This window comes from Polynucleobacter sp. MWH-Braz-FAM2G, assembly GCF_018687635.1.
Lineage (GTDB): Bacteria > Pseudomonadota > Gammaproteobacteria > Burkholderiales > Burkholderiaceae > Polynucleobacter.
Map to the genome: position 1 here is coordinate 60,486 of NZ_CP061300.1, position 13,479 is coordinate 73,964.

Here is a 13,479-nt window from a genome sequence, read left to right on the forward strand (position 1 = left end):
AAATAGATATGACACGTTCAGCTAAAAAAGGCCCATTCTGCGACGCCAGCTTAGTAAAAAAAGTTGAAGTTGCACAAGCCAACAAAGACAAAAAGCCGATCAAAACTTGGTCACGCCGTTCAACAATCCTCCCAGACTTTATTGGTCTGACGATTGCTGTGCATAACGGTCGTCAACACGTTCCGGTATATGTATCAGAAAACATGGTGGGTCATAAGTTAGGCGAATTTGCCTTGACCCGTACTTTCAAAGGTCACGCTGCTGACAAGAAAGTAACGAAGAAGTAAGGGGATGATGATGGAAGTTAAAGCTATTCACAAGGGTGCCCGCATTTCTGCGCAAAAAACACGTTTGGTCGCCGACCAAATTCGTGGTTTGCCAATTGCTCGCGCATTAAACATTTTGAACTTCAGCCCCAAGAAAGCTGCCTTCATTGTGAAGAAAGTTGTTGAGTCCGCAGTGGCCAACGCTGAACACAACAAAGGTGCTGACATTGACGAGCTCAAGGTAGCAGCAATTATTGTTGATAAAGGCACTTCATTGAAGCGCTTTACAGCACGCGCTAAGGGTCGTGGCAATCAAATTGAAAAACAAACTTGTCACATTAGCGTGACCTTGAGTAACTAAGGAAAAATATGGGCCAAAAGATTAACCCTACCGGATTCCGACTCGCGGTAACGAAGAATTGGACATCACGTTGGTATGCAAACAATACTGACTTCGCAAAGATGCTGAAAGAGGACGTAGATGTTCGCAGCTATTTGAAGAAGAAGTTAAAGAATGCCTCTGTTAGCAAGGTTGTGATTGAGCGTCCTGCAAAGAACGCGCGCATCACTATCTACAGTTCACGTCCAGGCGTTGTAATTGGTAAAAAAGGTGAAGACATTGAAGTGCTCCGCCGCGAATTACAAAAGCGCATGGGTGTTCCAGTTCATGTGAATATCGAAGAAATTCGTAAGCCTGAAGTTGACGCACAATTGATCGCAGACTCTATTACTCAACAGTTAGAAAAGCGCATCATGTTCCGTCGCGCAATGAAGCGTGCGATGCAAAGCGCAATGCGTCTTGGCGCACAAGGCATTAAGATCATGTCGTCAGGTCGTTTGAATGGCGCTGAGATTGCTCGTCGCGAATGGTACCGTGAAGGCCGTGTTCCACTTCATACATTGAAGGCGGATATCGATTACGCAACCTCAGAAGCTGAAACAACATACGGCATCATCGGTGTAAAAGTTTGGGTATACAAAGGTGACACATTGGGTCGTGGTGCAGAAGCTCAGGTTGCTGCACAAGCTGCTGAACCCGCTGCCGAAGAAAAGAAAACTCGTCGTGCCCCAAGCAAGACAGCTGCACGTAAACCAGCTGCTGGCGCAGACAAGCCATTAGTTGCTGCTAAACCAGCAGTAAAGCGTGTGCGTAAGGTTGAAACACCAGCCGCAGATACGCAGAAGTCAGGAGAGTAAGCATGCTACAACCAAAGCGTCGCAAGTATCGTAAGGAACAAAAAGGCCGTAACACTGGCGTGGCAACACGTGGTAGTTCTGTAGCCTTTGGTGACTTTGGATTGAAGGCCGTTGGCCGTGGTCGTTTGACAGCTCGTCAAATTGAGTCAGCACGTCGTGCAATGACTCGTCACATTAAACGTGGTGGCCGTATTTGGATTCGCATTTTCCCAGATAAGCCAATTTCACAAAAACCCGCTGAAGTACGTATGGGTAACGGTAAAGGTAATCCTGAGTACTACGTTGCTGAAATTCAACCAGGCAAAGTGCTCTACGAGATGGACGGTGTTGACGAGCAATTGGCGCGTGAAGCTTTCAAGCTTGCTGCTGCTAAGTTGCCTTTACAGACCACTTTCGTGATTCGCCATTTAGGTTGATCGGGATAGAGATTATGAAAAATACAGAATTAGCATCAAAAGATCTGGCTGCTTTAAATGCAGAGTTAACCGAGTTGCTTAAAACCGGTTTTAAACTCCGTATGCAAAAAGGCACTCAGCAACTCACAAATACCAGTCAATTGGGTAAGAATAAGCGCGACATCGCTCGTGTGAAGACTTTTATTGCCCAAAAGACTGCACAGAAATAAGGAAAAAGGGATATGACAGAATTATCTAAACCCTTGCGCCGTACCCTAGTGGGACGCGTTGTTAGTGACAAAATGCAAAAAACTGTGACGGTGTTGGTTGAGCGTCAAGTTAAGCATCCAGTGATTGGTAAGTATGTTGGCCAATCCAAAAAGTACCATGCGCATGATGAAGCTGGTACATACAAGATGGGTGATACCGTTGAAATTGCTGAATCTAAGCCAATTTCTCGCACTAAATCTTGGGTTGTGACCCGTTTAGTAGAAGCTTCAAAGGGTATTTAAAGAAATATTGGGGATTTTGGCGAACTTTATTGCCAAATCCCTGTTTTGCGTAGTAGAATAGAAGGCTTCTCTGGTTTTATTGGAGAAGCAGTGTTTTTCATTAATTCCGGGTTTTAATTTTCGTTAAAACCCATAGACGGAACCAAGACTGTTTGCCTTTGGCCAATAAGTTGGGGATTAGAAATGATACAAACCGAAAGTAGATTACAGGTTGCCGATAACACAGGCGCCAGTGAAGTTTTGTGCATCAAGGTATTGGGCGGCTCAAAGCGTCGTTACGCCAGTATTGGTGATGTCATCAAAGTCAGCGTTAAGTCTGCTGCTCCACGTGGCCGTGTAAAAAAAGGTGACATTTATAACGCAGTTGTGGTGAGAACTGCAAAAGGTGTTCGCCGTCCAGACGGTTCATTGATTAAGTTCGATGCAAACGCAGCGGTATTGCTCAACGCAAAGTTAGAGCCAATTGGCACACGTATCTTTGGACCTGTCACACGCGAATTGCGTACTGAGAAGTTCATGAAGATCGTTTCTCTCGCCCCCGAAGTTATTTAAGAGGCTGATATGAAAAAGATTCGTAAAGGTGATTCCGTAGTTTTATTGACTGGCCGCGATAAAGGCAAGCAAGGGACTGTAACGGCCGTTCTCGAAAACAAATTAGTAATCGAAGGCGTGAATATCTACAAAAAGAGCGTTAAACCTAATCCAGCTGCTGGTGTTACTGGCGGCATGATTGATAAGACGATGCCTGTTCACATTTCTAATGTGGCTTTGGTTGACGGTAACGGCAAGCCATCACGTGTTGGTATCAAACTCGTTGATGGTAAAAAACAGCGTTTCCTCAAAACCACTGGCGCAACTTTAAGCGCATAAGGGGTACGGAGAAATTATGAGCACACGTTTTCAAGAGCACTATCAAGCTAAAGTTGTTGCAGATTTAATTGCCAAATTTGGCTACAAGTCTGTAATGGAAGTTCCACGCATTACTAAAGTAACCCTGAATATGGGTCTTGGTGATGCAGTGAACGACAAGAAAATTATCGAAAATGCAGTTGGTGATTTAACTAAAGTTGCTGGTCAAAAGCCAGTTGTAACTAAAGCTAAAAAAGCGATCGCTGGTTTCAAGATTCGTCAAGGTTACCCAATCGGTGCCATGGTGACATTGCGTGGTCAACGCATGTACGAATTCTTGGATCGTTTCGTTACTGTTGCATTGCCACGCGTTCGCGATTTCCGCGGTATTTCTGGTAAAGCATTTGACGGCCGTGGTAACTACAACATCGGTGTAAAAGAACAGATCATTTTCCCTGAAATCGAATACGACAAAATTGATGCCCTCCGTGGTCTCAATATCAGTATCACAACGACTGCTAAAACTGACGAAGAAGCAAAAGCTTTGTTGGCAGCATTCAAATTCCCTTTCCGCAATTAAGAGGCTAACGTGGCAAAACTATCCCTAATTGAGCGCGAAAATAAGCGCGCTAAAACTGTAGAGAAGTACGCTGCCAAGCGTGCTGAACTCAAAGCGATCATTGCTGATAACTCACGCAGTGATGAAGAGCGCTACGAAGCTCGCTTGAAACTACAGGCTCTTCCACGTAATGCAAGCCCGATTCGTCAAAGAAATCGTTGTTCATTAACCGGTCGCCCACGTGGCACATTCCGTAAATTCGGTTTGGCTCGTAGCAAGATTCGTGAAATCGCCTTCCGTGGCGAAATCCCCGGTTTAACCAAGGCCAGCTGGTAAGCGGCGAAAGAATTAGGAGAACTCATGAGTATCAGCGATCCAATCGCCGACATGTTGACCCGGATCCGCAATGCGCAAGCAGTGCAAAAGCCGATCGTCACAATGCCGTCGTCCAAAGTTAAAGTAGCCATCGCAAAAGTTTTGCAAGATGAAGGCTATATCGAAAGTTTTGAAATCAAAGGTGAAGCAGCTAAGCCAGTGCTCCATATTGATCTTAAATACTATGCAGGCCGTCCTGTTATCGAGCGTATTGACCGTGTATCAACACCAAGTCTGCGTATCTATAAAGGCCGTCATGACATTCCAGAAGTTATGAATGGCTTGGGCATTGCAATTATTTCAACCCCTCAAGGCGTAATGACAGACCGTAAAGCACGTGCAACAGGCGTGGGCGGCGAAGTTATTTGCTACGTAGCTTAAGGAGCGAAATATGTCCCGCGTAGGTAAATCACCCATTACAGTTCCAAAAGGTGCTGAGATCAGCATTAATGGCGCAAACATTACTGTTAAAGGCCCATTGGGCACATTGACACATAACTTGCATCCTTCAGTTGGATTGAAGCAAGAGGATGGCGTATTGACAGTTGTTTTGAATAACGACACACCAGAAGCTGGTGCTCAGTCAGGTACAGCACGTGCCTTAGTAAACAACATGGTAGTTGGCGTAACTACTGGCTTTGAGCGCAAGCTTAGCTTGGTTGGCGTTGGTTATCGTGCTGCTGCTCAAGGCGAAACATTGAAATTGCAGTTAGGTTTCTCACACGACATTATTTACAACCTACCAAAGGGCGTAAAGGCTGAGACTCCATCGCAAACCGAAATCATTATTAAAGGCTCCAACAAGCAGCAAGTTGGCCAGGTCGCAGCAGAAGTTCGCGCATACCGTTCACCAGAGCCATACAAAGGCAAGGGTGTTCGCTACGTGGATGAGGTTGTGCATCTGAAAGAAACTAAGAAGAAGTAAGCGAGATTAGAAAATGAATAAAGACGAATCCAGACAAAGACGTGCTCGGCAGACTCGTATTCGCATTGCTGAAGCACAAGCAAATCGCTTAACAGTTATCCGTAGCAATTCACATATTTCTGCTCAGGTTTATAGCCCATGCGGAACCAAGGTTGTGGCAGCTGCTTCAACAATGGAAAAAGATTTGCGCCAAGCAATCAAAAACGGCGGCAACGCTGAAGCGGCTAAACAAATCGGCAAGTTAGTTGCTGAGCGTGCTGTTAAGGCAGGCATTGTTGATGTTGCTTTTGATCGTGCCGGTCATCGTTACCACGGCCGTATTAAGGCCTTAGCTGAAGCTGCGCGTGAAGCCGGCCTGAAGTTCTAATAGGGTTTAGGAAAAAACATGGCAAAAATGCAAACTAAGATGCAAAACGAAGAGCGTGATGATGGTCTTCGCGAGAAGATGATTGCTGTTAATCGTGTTACTAAAGTGGTTAAGGGTGGTCGTATTCTCGGCTTCGCTGCGCTCACTGTAGTTGGCGATGGCGATGGTCGTATCGGTATGGGCAAAGGTAAGTCTAAAGAGGTTCCAGTTGCAGTTCAAAAGGCAATGGACGAAGCTCGTCGCAAGATGATCAAGGTGCCTTTACGTAAAGGTACATTGCAGCATTCAGTGATTGGTCAACATGGCGCATCGCGCGTTTTGATCTCTCCAGCAAAAGATGGTACGGGCGTTATTGCTGGCGGCCCAATGCGCGCTATTTTTGATGTGATGGGTGTAACAAACGTTGTTGCTAAGTCTCTTGGCTCAACAAACCCTTACAACATGGTTCGCGCAACTATTGATGGTTTAAGCAAGATGAGTACTCCTGCTGAGATTGCTGCTAAGCGCGGTAAGTCAGTTGAAGAGATTCTCGGCTAAGACCAAAAGATTAGGAATCTACAAATGACAACATCAAACTCCAAAGTCAAACTGCAATTAGTACGCAGCTTGATCGGCACACGCGAAAGCCATCGTGCAACTGTACGTGGCTTAGGTCTTGGTCGAATCAATTCAGTTTCTGAATTGGAAGACACTCCAGCTGTTCGCGGCATGATTAATAAAGTTTCTTATCTAGTTAAAGTCATTGGCTAATAACTAGCAAGTAAATAGGCGAAGAATATGCAACTCAACACAATTAAACCCGCAGAAGGCTCTAAGAAAGCACGTCGTCGCGTAGGACGCGGCATTGGCTCTGGTCTTGGTAAAACTGCTGGCCGTGGTCACAAAGGTCAAAAATCCCGTTCTGGTGGTTTCCACAAGGTTGGATTTGAAGGCGGTCAGATGCCTATGTATCGTCGTTTGCCAAAACGTGGTTTCGTGTCTTTGACACGTCGACATGTTGGTCAAATTACTTTGAACGACTTAGCAAAAATCAACTTGCCAGAAGTGGACTTGTTGGTATTGAAAGCTCATGGCTTTGCTGGTGAGCAAATCAACGCGGTTAAGGTTATCAAAACTGGTGAACTCAAGATTGCTGTAACTCTCAAGGGCATCACAGCAACCGCCGGCGCAAAAGCAGCTATTGAAGCGGCTGGCGGCAAATTGGTTGAATTGGCTTAATAGGCTTTTTAGTAGATATGGCATTAGCACCTACCAATAACGCAAGTACTGCAGCATCAGGTGGCAAGTTTGGCGAATTACGTCAACGCTTAGTCTTCCTGGTGTTGGCTTTGCTCGTGTTCCGTTTGGGTGCTCACATTCCAGTTCCTGGAATTGATCCAGACCAATTAGCGCAACTGTTCTCTGGTCAAAAAGACGGTATCTTGGGGATGTTCAATCTATTCTCAGGCGGAGCCTTATCTCGCTTTACTGTTTTTGCTTTGGGAATCATGCCTTACATTTCTGCATCGATCATCATGCAGTTAATGACGATTGTTGTTCCTTCTTTGGAATCCTTGAAAAAAGAAGGTCAAGCTGGTCAACGTAAGATTACTCAGTACACCCGCTACGGCACTGTGTTCTTGGCAACATTCCAAGCATTGGGTATTTCGGTTGCGCTTCAAGCTCAGCCAGGTTTGGTTATCAATCCAGGTTTGATGTTTGAATTGAATACAGTGGTTACTTTGGTAACTGGCACGATGTTCTTGATGTGGCTTGGTGAGCAGATTACCGAGCGTGGTTTGGGTAACGGCATCTCCATCATCATTTTTGGCGGTATTGTTTCTGGTCTGCCAAATGCATTAGCAAGCTTGTTAGAGTTGGTTCGTACTGGATCAATGAATATTGTTTCCGCATTACTGATCGTGGTAATTTGCGTTGCGGTAACTTACTTTGTGGTGTTTGTAGAACGCGGTCAACGCCGTATTTTGGTTAATTACGCTAAGCGTCAAGTTGGCAACAAGATTTATGGCGGCCAATCTTCATATTTCCCATTGAAGTTAAATATGGCGGGTGTAATTCCTCCAATTTTTGCTTCTTCAATCATTTTGTTTCCTGCAACGATTGCTGGCTGGTTTACATCAGGCGAGCCAACCAATATGTTCAGCAGGATTATTAAAGATTTGGCGGCGACTTTGGCCCCGGGTCAGCCTGTTTACACCATTTTGTATGCAGCTGCGATTATTTTCTTCTGTTTCTTCTATACCGCATTGGTGTTTAACAGTCGTGAGACTGCTGAGAATTTGAAGAAGAGCGGTGCATTTGTTCCGGGTATTCGTCCAGGGGATCAGACAGCGCGTTACATAGACAAGATCCTGGTGCGTTTGACTCTAGCGGGCTCGATTTATATGGTTCTGGTTTGCTTGTTGCCAGAATTCTTGGTGTTGAAGTACAACGTGCCGTTTTATTTTGGCGGTACTTCATTGTTGATTATTGTGGTTGTTGCAATGGATTTCATGGCTCAAGTTCAGTCATTTGTTATGCAACAGCAGTACGGCTCTTTGATGAAAAAAGCCAACTTTAAGATGGGCGCTTAACTGAATGTCTAAAGACGATGTAATTCAGATGGCGGGTGAAGTTGTTGAGAATTTGCCGAACGCGATGTTTCGCGTAAAGCTTGAAAACGGACATGTGGTTCTTGGGCACATTTCTGGAAAAATGCGGATGCATTACATCCGAATTTTGCCAGGAGACAAGGTAACGGTGGAGATGACTCCTTACGACCTGACGCGCGCCAGAATTATTTTCCGTGCGAAGTAAAGATTAAGTAGTACCTATTTTTAAGAGGTGAGTTATGAAAGTTTTAGCATCCGTTAAGTGTATTTGCAGAAATTGCAAGATCATTAAGCGCAAACGTGTTGTGCGCGTGATCTGTTCTTCAGACGCACGTCATAAGCAGCGTCAAGGCTGATCTGGTTAATTAAGAGGAAATCTCATGGCACGTATCGCTGGGGTAAACATCCCAAATCATCAACATACTGTTATCGGTTTAACAGCAATTTTTGGCATTGGCACAACACGTGCACGTCAAATTTGCCAAACCACAGGTGTTGCAATCGACAAAAAAGTTAAGGATCTTACCGACGCTGACTTGGAAAAGTTGCGTGATGAAGTAGGTAAGTTCATCACCGAAGGCGACCTTCGTCGTGAAGTAACTATGAGCATCAAACGTTTGATGGACTTAGGTTGCTACCGTGGCGTGCGTCATCGTAAAGGCTTGCCTGTACGTGGTCAACGTACTAAGACTAATGCGCGTACACGCAAGGGCCCGCGTAAGTCTGGCGTGCAACTGAAGAAATAATCAAGAAAGTTTATTGACATGGCACAACAAAAATCTGCAGCAGCCGCTTCACAGCGCGCTCGTAAGAAGGTTAAAAAGAACGTTGCTGATGGTATTGCACACGTTCACGCTTCTTTTAATAACACCATTATTACGATCACTGATCGTCAAGGAAATGCGCTTTCATGGGCAACTTCTGGCGGACAGGGTTTCAAGGGTTCACGTAAATCAACACCTTTTGCTGCTCAGGTAGCTGCAGAAGTTGCTGGCAAGGTGGCAATTGAATGCGGTATCAAGAACTTGGAAGTTCAGATCAAAGGTCCAGGCCCAGGTCGCGAATCAGCAGTACGTGCTTTGAACTCATTGGGTATCAAGATCACTGAGATTCAAGACGTTACTCCAGTTCCCCATAATGGTTGCCGTCCTCCTAAGCGTCGTCGTATCTAAGCTAGGAAGTTGGCAGTACAAGTTTTAGTAGTTTTTTTATTAAAGCCCACTGTTCGCCTGATTTAAAGGGCGAACTCACCGCCGGTCGTAAGGCTGCGGCAAAGAAAGGAAAGCATCGTGGCACGTTACTTAGGGCCTAAGGCCAAATTAGCTCGTCGGGAAGGTACCGACTTATTTTTAAAGAGCGCACGTCGCGCCCTGTCAGACAAGTGCAAGTTAGATACTAAGCCTGGTCAACATGGTCGTACATCTGGCTCAAGAACATCAGACTACGGTAATCAATTGCGTGAAAAGCAAAAGGTTAAGCGTATCTATGGCGTATTAGAGCGTCAATTCCGTCGTTACTTCGCAGAAGCTGAGCGTCGTAAGGGCAATACTGGTGAAACATTGCTCCAGTTGTTAGAGTCACGTCTCGATAACGTGGTCTATCGCATGGGCTTTGGTTCCACTCGCGCTGAAGCACGTCAGTTGGTTTCTCACGGCGCCATCATGCTTAACGGCAGCGCAGTGAATATCCCATCTATTCAGGTTAAGCCTGGAGACGTTGTTGCTATTCGTGAAAAAGCGAAGAAGCAGGCGCGTATTGCAGAATCACTCAACTTAGTTGGACAAATGGCGGCTGTTACTTGGGTATCAGTTGACGCAACTAAGCTTGAGGGAACATTTAAGCAAGTGCCTGACCGCGAAGATATTAGCGGTGAAATTAATGAAAGTTTGATTGTTGAATTGTATTCACGCTAATTAGGCACTCTCAAGGAAAAAATATGCAAACAAATTTGCTCAAGCCAAAGATTATTTCTGTTGAAGCGCTTACCGCCAACCAAGCTAAGGTTGTTATGGAGCCGTTCGAGCGTGGCTATGGCCACACACTCGGAAACGCATTACGTCGTGTACTTTTGTCCTCTATGGTTGGTTATGCACCAACTGAAGTGGCTATTGCTGGTGTTGTTCATGAGTACTCCACATTGGATGGAGTTCAAGAGGATGTTGTGAACCTCTTGTTGAACCTCAAAGGTATCGTATTTAAGTTGCAGTCACGTGACGAAGTTACTATCAATTTGCGTAAAGAAGGTCCAGGCGTTGTTACTGCAAAAGATATTGATTTGCCACATGACGTTGAAATCATGAACCCAGATCACGTAATTGCTCACTTATCTGCTGGTGGTAAGTTAGACATGCAGATCAAGGTTGAAAAAGGCCGTGGTTATGTACCAGGTAACGTGCGTCAGTACAGCGATGAAGCAACCAAGATTATTGGCCGTATTGTGTTGGATGCTTCATTCAGCCCAGTAAACCGTGTTAGCTATGCTGTTGAATCTGCTCGTGTCGAGCAACGTACTGACCTTGATCGTTTGGTAATGACTATTGAGACTAATGGTGTGTTGTCTCCTGAAGAAGCAATTCGTCAAGCAGCAAGCATCTTGGTTGATCAATTGGTTGTATTCGCAGCTCTTGAGAGCAGTGAAGTTTCTGGTGATTTAGCACCAAGCCGCTCTTCAATGGTTGATCCAATGTTGATGCGTCCAGTAGATGACCTCGAGCTCACAGTTCGTTCTGCAAACTGCTTGAAGGCTGAGAACATTTACTACATCGGTGACTTGATTCAACGTACAGAGAATGAATTGTTGAAGACGCCTAATTTAGGTCGTAAATCTTTGAATGAAATCAAAGATGTATTGGCGGCTCGTGGCTTAAGTCTTGGCATGAAACTCGAAAGCTGGCCTCCAGCTAACCTCGAGAAATAATTAGAAAGGAAGCATCATGCGTCACGGAAACGGCTTACGCAAACTAAACAGAACATCATCACATCGCTTGGCGATGCTGCGCAACATGTCCAATTCACTTTTGGAGCACGAAGTCATTAAAACGACTTTGCCAAAAGCAAAAGAATTGCGCATGGTTGTCGAGCCTTTGATTACCCTGGGTAAAAAAGACAATTTGGCAAATCGCCGCTTAGCATTTAACCGCACTCGCGATCGCGATATCGTGACTAAACTCTTTACAGAGCTCGGTCCACGTTACGCAACACGTCCAGGTGGCTACCTTCGTATTTTGAAGTTTGGCTTCCGTCATGGCGACAATGCGCCAATGGCTTTGGTTGAGTTGGTAGATCGTCCTGAAGTTGAAGAAACAGCTGTTGTAGCTGAAGAGGCTTAAGTCTCGCACTTATAGTAAAAAGCCAGGCTTCGGTCTGGCTTTTTTCATTTATCAAGTTAAAAATACAGAATGCCTGAAATTTCAGCAGTCAATTCCAGTAAGCTTTTGGTAGTTGTAACCAGTCTTCCTAATATGGAGGCTGCAAAGAGCCTAGCTCGTAAACTGGTAGAGGAAAATTTGGCCGCTTGCGTGCAAATGCAAGATGGCATGCTATCAGTCTATCGATGGGGGGATAAGATTTGCGAAGAGCAAGAGGTATTGCTATCTGCAAAAACCACCGAAGCAAAGTGGCTCGAAATCAGCGCTTTTATTAAAAATGCGCACCCATATGATCTTCCTGAAGTATTGGCTTTTTCTCCAGAGCAATATGAGGAACAATACGGCAAGTGGGTGAAGTCTGAGGTAAATTCGAAGTCATGAAATTTCATACTTTTGGGGCAAAGATTTTTGGGCTATTGCTGTTGCTATCAGCGCAAGTATTTGCCGCACAAGATTTTTTGCCGCCTGAAAAAGCGTTTCGAGTGGAGGCTACTTGGTTAGAAAACTCCAATCAAATTGAACTTGAATTTTTGCCAGCCAAGGGCTATTACATCTATCAAGAATCGCTAAAATTTCAAGCGGGTACAAAGTCTGATAAGCTAGTAAATATAAGGCCTGCGCTCCCAGCGGGATTAGAAAAATTTGATGAAACTTTTCAAAAAAAGTTACAAGTTTATAAAGAGCCATTCCTAGTTTTTCTAGATATAAAGCCTGTAGTTGGTCAGCCTATGTATCTGGAAACTACCCTACAAGGGTGTGCAGAAGCAGGTATTTGTTATCCGCCGATGACACTTAAATTTTTACTTGCCGGACCTGGCGTTAAAGCCGGTCCAATCCCGGATGTTTTAGAGAGTGCTCCTGCATCCGATGCTCAAAAAACTGCGCAATTTAGTTTGGCAGACTTATGGCGAGAGCGTGATGATATCAATGCCATTAGTCGTTTTTTAGAAAGCACTTCAACTAGCTATTTATTTTTAGCGTTCTTTGTATTAGGTCTTGCTTTGGCATTTACCCCTTGTGTGTTACCCATGTTACCTATTTTGTCCAGTGTGATTTTTGGTACTCAGGGCGGCAAGGCGATATCTAAAAGTCAGGCCAGTATCTTGGCGATGGCTTATGTAATGGGTATGGCTCTGATATATGCCTTAGCCGGTGTACTTATGGCAGCCCTTGGCGGAAGTGTTCAGCGTGCTCTCCAAAGCCCCTTTGCACTAGCCACCTTTGCTCTGTTACTCCTGATGCTTTCGGGTAGCTTGTTTGGTCTTTATGACCTGCGTTTGCCACATTCATGGCATCACCATGTGGATAAGCTAGCTGGTCGGCAAAAAGGAGGCAGTGTTTTTGGTGCCTTTGCATTGGGCGGCATTTCAACTATGGTGGCTAGTCCTTGCATAACCGCTCCTTTGGCAGGCGTCTTAGCCTTTATTGCCCAAACAGGTTCTATGAGCTTGGGCGCAGGGCTGCTCTTCGTTATGGCCTTAGGAATGGGTCTGCCATTGTTATTTATTGCTGTTGAAGCCCGCATATTGATTCCATCCACTGGAATTTGGATGGTTTACTTGCAACGCACTTTGGGGGTATTATTAGTTGCTACGGCAGCTTGGATTGCCTCGCCATTGCTTCAAAAAAATGAGACTGTTGGGGCAATTAAAACAAGCAATGGACAGAGTATTCACCAAGTGGGCGATTTATCTTTTGCAGTGATTTACTCTTCAGCAGAACTAGACGCACAACTGATTAAAGCTAAGCAAGAGCAAAAACTAGTTCTTCTCGATTTTTATGCAGACTGGTGTATCAGTTGCAAAGAAATGGAGATAAATACTTTTGCAAACCCAGAAGTTGCCAATCAGCTCAAGCAAATGGTTTTATTACAAGCAGACGTGACGGCAAATAGTGCTGAGAACCAAGCATTATTGAAGCGTTTTGGATTATTTGGCCCCCCAGGCATTTTGATTTTTAATCAAAATTCAGAAGAACAAAAGGATCAACGCGTAATTGGCTATATGCCACCACAGCGCTTTATTGAGCGAATAAGAAATGTATTGAAAAATTAAAGACGCTAAGCAGTAATCAAC

General features: G+C 44.8%; 26 protein-coding genes. All 26 read left to right on the forward strand.

Features of this window, described 5'->3' with window-relative positions; all coding sequences use genetic code 11:
• Positions 1–8 precede the first annotated feature (8 nt).
• The 26 genes from rpsS (at position 9) to dsbD (ending at position 13,458) form a co-directional block, all read left to right on the forward strand.
• The gene (gene rpsS, locus FD973_RS00325; protein WP_011901904.1) at positions 9–287 is read left to right on the forward strand and encodes a 30S ribosomal protein S19; all 279 of its coding nucleotides are present in this window, start codon (positions 9–11) and stop codon (positions 285–287) included.
• A gap of 7 nt (positions 288–294) precedes the next feature.
• Positions 295–627, forward strand: coding sequence for a 50S ribosomal protein L22 (gene rplV / locus FD973_RS00330; RefSeq protein WP_197713907.1), 333 nt, complete (start codon positions 295–297; stop codon positions 625–627).
• Between the two features lie 8 nt (positions 628–635).
• Positions 636–1,463, forward strand: a complete 828-nt coding sequence (gene rpsC, locus FD973_RS00335) for a 30S ribosomal protein S3 (RefSeq protein ID WP_215323695.1) — start codon at positions 636–638, stop codon at positions 1,461–1,463.
• A gap of 2 nt (positions 1,464–1,465) precedes the next feature.
• On the forward strand, positions 1,466–1,879 hold the full coding sequence (gene rplP, locus FD973_RS00340; RefSeq protein ID WP_011901907.1) for a 50S ribosomal protein L16: 414 nt from the start codon (positions 1,466–1,468) through the stop codon (positions 1,877–1,879).
• Between the two features lie 14 nt (positions 1,880–1,893).
• Positions 1,894–2,088: a 50S ribosomal protein L29 gene (gene rpmC, locus FD973_RS00345; RefSeq protein ID WP_114637472.1), complete on the forward strand. Its 195-nt coding sequence runs from the start codon at positions 1,894–1,896 to the stop codon at positions 2,086–2,088.
• Positions 2,089–2,100: 12 nt separating this feature from the next.
• Positions 2,101–2,370, forward strand: coding sequence for a 30S ribosomal protein S17 (gene rpsQ, locus FD973_RS00350; protein ID WP_011901909.1), 270 nt, complete (start codon positions 2,101–2,103; stop codon positions 2,368–2,370).
• A gap of 183 nt (positions 2,371–2,553) precedes the next feature.
• Entirely contained in the window at positions 2,554–2,922 is a 369-nt protein-coding gene (gene rplN / locus FD973_RS00355; protein WP_011901910.1) for a 50S ribosomal protein L14, read from the forward strand.
• Between the two features lie 9 nt (positions 2,923–2,931).
• Complete coding sequence (gene rplX / locus FD973_RS00360) at positions 2,932–3,240, forward strand: 50S ribosomal protein L24 (protein WP_015420242.1); 309 nt, start codon at positions 2,932–2,934, stop codon at positions 3,238–3,240.
• Positions 3,241–3,256: 16 nt separating this feature from the next.
• Complete coding sequence (gene rplE, locus FD973_RS00365) at positions 3,257–3,799, forward strand: 50S ribosomal protein L5 (RefSeq protein ID WP_015420243.1); 543 nt, start codon at positions 3,257–3,259, stop codon at positions 3,797–3,799.
• A gap of 9 nt (positions 3,800–3,808) precedes the next feature.
• Complete coding sequence (rpsN, locus tag FD973_RS00370; protein ID WP_215323696.1) at positions 3,809–4,114, forward strand: 30S ribosomal protein S14; 306 nt, start codon at positions 3,809–3,811, stop codon at positions 4,112–4,114.
• 24 nt (positions 4,115–4,138) lie between these two features.
• Positions 4,139–4,534 (forward strand): 30S ribosomal protein S8, encoded by a 396-nt coding sequence (gene rpsH, locus FD973_RS00375; protein WP_215323697.1) that lies wholly within the window; start codon positions 4,139–4,141, stop codon positions 4,532–4,534.
• Between the two features lie 10 nt (positions 4,535–4,544).
• Positions 4,545–5,078, forward strand: coding sequence for a 50S ribosomal protein L6 (gene rplF, locus FD973_RS00380; RefSeq protein ID WP_215323698.1), 534 nt, complete (start codon positions 4,545–4,547; stop codon positions 5,076–5,078).
• 13 nt (positions 5,079–5,091) lie between these two features.
• Complete coding sequence (gene rplR, locus FD973_RS00385; protein WP_215323699.1) at positions 5,092–5,445, forward strand: 50S ribosomal protein L18; 354 nt, start codon at positions 5,092–5,094, stop codon at positions 5,443–5,445.
• A gap of 18 nt (positions 5,446–5,463) precedes the next feature.
• Positions 5,464–5,982 carry a 30S ribosomal protein S5 gene (gene rpsE / locus FD973_RS00390; RefSeq protein ID WP_215323700.1) on the forward strand — a complete coding sequence of 173 codons (519 nt, stop codon included), beginning with the start codon at positions 5,464–5,466 and terminating at the stop codon, positions 5,980–5,982.
• 24 nt (positions 5,983–6,006) lie between these two features.
• Positions 6,007–6,195 carry a 50S ribosomal protein L30 gene (rpmD, locus tag FD973_RS00395; RefSeq protein WP_015420249.1) on the forward strand — a complete coding sequence of 63 codons (189 nt, stop codon included), beginning with the start codon at positions 6,007–6,009 and terminating at the stop codon, positions 6,193–6,195.
• Between the two features lie 27 nt (positions 6,196–6,222).
• On the forward strand, positions 6,223–6,663 hold the full coding sequence (gene rplO / locus FD973_RS00400; RefSeq protein ID WP_215323701.1) for a 50S ribosomal protein L15: 441 nt from the start codon (positions 6,223–6,225) through the stop codon (positions 6,661–6,663).
• A 17-nt stretch (positions 6,664–6,680) separates the two neighbouring features.
• The gene (gene secY / locus FD973_RS00405; protein WP_215323702.1) at positions 6,681–8,018 is read left to right on the forward strand and encodes a preprotein translocase subunit SecY; all 1,338 of its coding nucleotides are present in this window, start codon (positions 6,681–6,683) and stop codon (positions 8,016–8,018) included.
• Positions 8,019–8,022: 4 nt separating this feature from the next.
• A complete protein-coding gene (infA, locus tag FD973_RS00410; protein ID WP_068320132.1) occupies positions 8,023–8,241 on the forward strand; it encodes a translation initiation factor IF-1 in 219 nt (72 codons plus the stop codon).
• A 34-nt stretch (positions 8,242–8,275) separates the two neighbouring features.
• Entirely contained in the window at positions 8,276–8,392 is a 117-nt protein-coding gene (gene rpmJ, locus FD973_RS00415; protein WP_012357167.1) for a 50S ribosomal protein L36, read from the forward strand.
• A 24-nt stretch (positions 8,393–8,416) separates the two neighbouring features.
• Positions 8,417–8,782, forward strand: coding sequence for a 30S ribosomal protein S13 (rpsM, locus tag FD973_RS00420; protein ID WP_215323703.1), 366 nt, complete (start codon positions 8,417–8,419; stop codon positions 8,780–8,782).
• Between the two features lie 18 nt (positions 8,783–8,800).
• Complete coding sequence (rpsK, locus tag FD973_RS00425) at positions 8,801–9,208, forward strand: 30S ribosomal protein S11 (protein ID WP_215316691.1); 408 nt, start codon at positions 8,801–8,803, stop codon at positions 9,206–9,208.
• Positions 9,209–9,325: 117 nt separating this feature from the next.
• Positions 9,326–9,949, forward strand: coding sequence for a 30S ribosomal protein S4 (rpsD, locus tag FD973_RS00430; protein WP_215323704.1), 624 nt, complete (start codon positions 9,326–9,328; stop codon positions 9,947–9,949).
• A 23-nt stretch (positions 9,950–9,972) separates the two neighbouring features.
• Positions 9,973–10,953, forward strand: a complete 981-nt coding sequence (gene rpoA, locus FD973_RS00435; RefSeq protein WP_215323705.1) for a DNA-directed RNA polymerase subunit alpha — start codon at positions 9,973–9,975, stop codon at positions 10,951–10,953.
• A 16-nt stretch (positions 10,954–10,969) separates the two neighbouring features.
• A complete protein-coding gene (gene rplQ, locus FD973_RS00440) occupies positions 10,970–11,365 on the forward strand; it encodes a 50S ribosomal protein L17 (RefSeq protein WP_114637458.1) in 396 nt (131 codons plus the stop codon).
• A gap of 69 nt (positions 11,366–11,434) precedes the next feature.
• Positions 11,435–11,785 carry a divalent-cation tolerance protein CutA gene (cutA, locus tag FD973_RS00445; RefSeq protein ID WP_215323706.1) on the forward strand — a complete coding sequence of 117 codons (351 nt, stop codon included), beginning with the start codon at positions 11,435–11,437 and terminating at the stop codon, positions 11,783–11,785.
• Positions 11,782–13,458 carry a protein-disulfide reductase DsbD gene (gene dsbD / locus FD973_RS00450; RefSeq protein ID WP_215323707.1) on the forward strand — a complete coding sequence of 559 codons (1,677 nt, stop codon included), beginning with the start codon at positions 11,782–11,784 and terminating at the stop codon, positions 13,456–13,458. The genes cutA and dsbD overlap by 4 nt, the downstream gene beginning before the upstream one ends.
• Positions 13,459–13,479: the final 21 nt, after the last annotated feature.

Excerpts from the sequence above, each read along its gene's own strand:
- rpsS (WP_011901904.1), top strand. The coding sequence starts at position 9 with ATGACACGTTCAGCTAAAAAAGGCCCATTCTGCGACGCCAGCTTAGTA.
- rplV (WP_197713907.1), top strand. The coding sequence starts at position 295 with ATGATGGAAGTTAAAGCTATTCACAAGGGTGCCCGCATTTCTGCGCAA.
- rpsC (WP_215323695.1), top strand. The coding sequence starts at position 636 with ATGGGCCAAAAGATTAACCCTACCGGATTCCGACTCGCGGTAACGAAG.
- rplP (WP_011901907.1), top strand. The coding sequence starts at position 1,466 with ATGCTACAACCAAAGCGTCGCAAGTATCGTAAGGAACAAAAAGGCCGT.
- rpmC (WP_114637472.1), top strand. The coding sequence starts at position 1,894 with ATGAAAAATACAGAATTAGCATCAAAAGATCTGGCTGCTTTAAATGCA.
- rpsQ (WP_011901909.1), top strand. The coding sequence starts at position 2,101 with ATGACAGAATTATCTAAACCCTTGCGCCGTACCCTAGTGGGACGCGTT.
- rplN (WP_011901910.1), top strand. The coding sequence starts at position 2,554 with ATGATACAAACCGAAAGTAGATTACAGGTTGCCGATAACACAGGCGCC.
- rplX (WP_015420242.1), top strand. The coding sequence starts at position 2,932 with ATGAAAAAGATTCGTAAAGGTGATTCCGTAGTTTTATTGACTGGCCGC.
- rplE (WP_015420243.1), top strand. The coding sequence starts at position 3,257 with ATGAGCACACGTTTTCAAGAGCACTATCAAGCTAAAGTTGTTGCAGAT.
- rpsH (WP_215323697.1), top strand. The coding sequence starts at position 4,139 with ATGAGTATCAGCGATCCAATCGCCGACATGTTGACCCGGATCCGCAAT.
- rplF (WP_215323698.1), top strand. The coding sequence starts at position 4,545 with ATGTCCCGCGTAGGTAAATCACCCATTACAGTTCCAAAAGGTGCTGAG.
- rplR (WP_215323699.1), top strand. The coding sequence starts at position 5,092 with ATGAATAAAGACGAATCCAGACAAAGACGTGCTCGGCAGACTCGTATT.
- rpsE (WP_215323700.1), top strand. The coding sequence starts at position 5,464 with ATGGCAAAAATGCAAACTAAGATGCAAAACGAAGAGCGTGATGATGGT.
- rpmD (WP_015420249.1), top strand. The coding sequence starts at position 6,007 with ATGACAACATCAAACTCCAAAGTCAAACTGCAATTAGTACGCAGCTTG.
- rplO (WP_215323701.1), top strand. The coding sequence starts at position 6,223 with ATGCAACTCAACACAATTAAACCCGCAGAAGGCTCTAAGAAAGCACGT.
- secY (WP_215323702.1), top strand. The coding sequence starts at position 6,681 with ATGGCATTAGCACCTACCAATAACGCAAGTACTGCAGCATCAGGTGGC.
- infA (WP_068320132.1), top strand. The coding sequence starts at position 8,023 with ATGTCTAAAGACGATGTAATTCAGATGGCGGGTGAAGTTGTTGAGAAT.
- rpmJ (WP_012357167.1), top strand. The coding sequence starts at position 8,276 with ATGAAAGTTTTAGCATCCGTTAAGTGTATTTGCAGAAATTGCAAGATC.
- rpsM (WP_215323703.1), top strand. The coding sequence starts at position 8,417 with ATGGCACGTATCGCTGGGGTAAACATCCCAAATCATCAACATACTGTT.
- rpsK (WP_215316691.1), top strand. The coding sequence starts at position 8,801 with ATGGCACAACAAAAATCTGCAGCAGCCGCTTCACAGCGCGCTCGTAAG.
- rpoA (WP_215323705.1), top strand. The coding sequence starts at position 9,973 with ATGCAAACAAATTTGCTCAAGCCAAAGATTATTTCTGTTGAAGCGCTT.
- rplQ (WP_114637458.1), top strand. The coding sequence starts at position 10,970 with ATGCGTCACGGAAACGGCTTACGCAAACTAAACAGAACATCATCACAT.
- cutA (WP_215323706.1), top strand. The coding sequence starts at position 11,435 with ATGCCTGAAATTTCAGCAGTCAATTCCAGTAAGCTTTTGGTAGTTGTA.
- dsbD (WP_215323707.1), top strand. The coding sequence starts at position 11,782 with ATGAAATTTCATACTTTTGGGGCAAAGATTTTTGGGCTATTGCTGTTG.